This window comes from Hungatella hominis (assembly GCF_014288005.1).
Lineage (GTDB): Bacteria > Bacillota > Clostridia > Lachnospirales > Lachnospiraceae > Hungatella > Hungatella effluvii.
The window spans coordinates 1-2,980 of the sequence record NZ_JACOPB010000051.1 but is presented as its reverse complement, the minus strand read 5'-3'; the positions used below and the strand labels follow the sequence as shown (position 1 = coordinate 2,980).

Below are 2,980 nucleotides of genomic sequence, written 5' to 3'. Positions count from 1 at the left end.
AATAGCGATAGGTAAGCCTCTGGTGTTTCCACCTCGGGCTTTTCCCCCGCTCCACACCGTGCGTGATAGTTTCCCATCACACGGCGTTCCACCGACTAAGATTACTTTTTAGTGCCTATATAGTTCTCGAATTGTATTTCTTCCAGCTCCCTGTGTTTTCGGAACTTATTGATTTTATTTTGCATTTCTTCGGTCAATGGCAGGTCTGCAAGTATCTTACCTATTACTGTAGTTTTCGTTGCACCTACCAGTTTTGACACTTCTTTTGACAAGAGAATTAAATTCTTGTATGTGTCATTCCGCTCTCCCTTGCAAGGTTTGATATGCTGGCACACCATGTCTGAAACTGTCAGCGCATTGTGTGTTACCGCACATTTCCCTCTTTGCGATATATATCTTGACAGAGCGTTGTCTGCCATCTCCAACGTTGGATAGAGATGGGCGTTTTCCATCATATACTTCATGACCTCGTAACTGATACAGTTTTCGATGTCTGAATATTTCCTTGCATATTTGTTGACTTCACGCCTTTTATATTTCGGATATTCATATGCCACATATCCTGCCGGGATAATCATTCTTCCCTTTATCCATCGGAACTGCTTTGATTTCCCATACTTCTCCTGTATGAACTTGCTGGTAATCTCTCCTTGCCGCTCAATGGGGAAACTGCGGTTGTTATGATTCATGCCGTTACTTTTCCCGTTGACTTTATAAGAGATTTCCGCAAAGTCTGCTGATACCATCGTTGCCATACAGTAGTAATTGTGCATTCCCATGACCATAGCATTATAAAGGCTGATATTGCGGTCAATCTCGCTTTGCTTGCTCGGGTTTTTTATATCTTTCCAAACGTCGCTCAGTTTTTTAATGACCTTAACTTTGCTCTTGTCTGCTATGTGGGAGCGTATTATCCACTTACTGCCTTTTGGCACGACTTTAAACTTAATTCCAAGAAAAGTCGTATAATTCTTTTGCAGGTTTGTGATTCCCGATTTTTCATCGCTGGTCTGCAAATGAAGATTCTCTGCAAGCCAGAGTTTTGTGGCACACATTACTTTCTTTGCTGTTGCATAATCCCGGCAGAACAACTTAAAATCGTCCGCATATCTTACGATATACATTTCTTTCAGTCCGGTTTTTGCTCTCAGCTTATTCCACTTCTGCGTTCTGTCCACTGTAAGGACGTTTCCCTCTTTATCAGTCTTGTCAAACTCTAAACCTGTTTTTCCCTCTCTGATTTTAAACATTTCCCACTGACCGGCTATCCACCAGTCCAGTTCATTCAATACTACATTTGCAAGAAGTGGGGATAGAATCCCCCCTGTGGAGTACCTGTTTCTGGCTCAATGGTTATGTCATTGAACAGGATTTCTGCCTTTAGCATCTGTTTGATAATCATAATCAGCTTTCTGTCCTGTATTCCAATCCCCCACAACTGCCGAATGAGCTTACCGTGGTCGATATTATCAAAGAAGCCAACAATGTCCACGTCAACTACAAAGTGCAGATTTTGCAACTGTGCCATTTTATAACACTGTGCGATTGCATTCTGTGTTGACCTGTATGGTCTGAAACCGTTGTTCCGCTCATGGAATTTCGCTTCACAAATCGGCTCCAGTATCTGTAGGATACACTGCTGTATCAGTCTGTCCCAGATACTCGGAATCCCCAATGGTCTGGTCTTTCCGTTATCTTTGGGGATTTCTACCCGTCTGACCTTTTTGGGCTGATAATAGTTCAACTTGTTTCTGACAGTTTTAATGACCGTTTCGATGGGAAGTGACTGTATTGCTTCAATCGTTTTCCCGTCTGTGCCGGGGGTTTTGCTTCCCCCGCTTTTGCAGATGTTGCGGTACGCAAGCATGATATTCTGCTCTGACACTATCAGTGGCATGAGCCTGTCAAATATCTTAGCGTTCAGGCTGTTTTCATATAACTGATAGCCTGTTTCTTTAGCGTCATATCTTTCTGCATTCCGCTCTGCTCTATTTACAATTCGTTTTGCCATAGTAACCAGCTCCTTGTCGGAGAATGATTTTTTCTTAGTCGCACCACGACAGCTATGAAAATCTCCTTTTGGTGATTACTATATAGACATGAAAGAAAATCTTAGTATCGGCTTGAGGCTATCCCTCCACCGCTTATTATCACGGCTTCACAGGTACTGTGCCTCTACTCTCACAACCATTAATGTGCTTATTGTAGAAGAAGTTCTTTCTGTGCTTCTTCCTTTTCGACACAAATACGGTACTTTGCCGCTGATACAGTCAGCTCCCGTATTGGCTGCTTTCCACGTTCCACATAACTTAGGATTGTTGCCACTTAGGTCGTTCCTTTAGCCCTGCAAGCATTATCTTCAAGGAGAATCCTTAAGATACCTGCGCCCTGTAAGCGCAGAGGGCATTTCATACTAACAACTTTTACTTTGCCCCGCTTGCGTACCTCTGGTACACTTGCATTTCTACAAGCCATTCGTTTAGAGCCGTACATTCGGAACTTTGTCAGACCGCCTTTTTGGTCATTCTAACCATATGGCAACCCCACCCGCACTGTCACACACAACCCGTACCTCTACGAATCTTTCCTCGCCTTCCGGCGTTAGGGTGTGCTTCGCACGACTTCCCCGAGCTCGATAACCCCAGCCGTCTGTATCCGGCTGACGCTATTCGGAGTATTAGTGAATCCCCTTCCGGGCGTTGCCCCTTCATTTGAGATTTCAGTTATGCAGTTCTCTAAAACCACATTTATTAAGTTATTTGTGACTTTAGGCTACGCTTTTGTCGGTTATTCCCACCGTTTTGGGCGTAGAACGTGTCACACTATTCGGAAATTCATCCAGAATAAAGTATACCGGAACAGGCAGTTTACGATCTGGCTGCTGGTCCGCAAACCGCACCAGTTTAATACATAAAAAAGAAACAAACAACGTGGCCAGAACATCGTATGTGGAGTCCTGATCGGATGTAATGCAGAAATA

At 43.7% G+C, this 2,980-nt stretch carries 2 protein-coding genes and 1 pseudogene; all 3 read right to left on the bottom strand.

From position 1 onward, the window contains the following. Positions 1–101: 101 nt before the first annotated feature. On the bottom strand, positions 102–1,289 hold the full coding sequence (locus H8S75_RS33010) for an RNA-dependent RNA polymerase family protein (RefSeq protein ID WP_240285818.1): 1,188 nt from the start codon (positions 1,287–1,289) through the stop codon (positions 102–104). A 2-nt stretch (positions 1,290–1,291) separates the two neighbouring features. Further along, positions 1,292–2,011 carry a reverse transcriptase domain-containing protein gene (locus tag H8S75_RS33510; RefSeq protein ID WP_207658940.1) on the bottom strand — a complete coding sequence of 240 codons (720 nt, stop codon included), beginning with the start codon at positions 2,009–2,011 and terminating at the stop codon, positions 1,292–1,294. Positions 2,012–2,824: 813 nt separating this feature from the next. Continuing rightward, positions 2,825–2,980, bottom strand: a pseudogene (locus H8S75_RS32495) (type IV secretory system conjugative DNA transfer family protein); the annotation flags it as partial.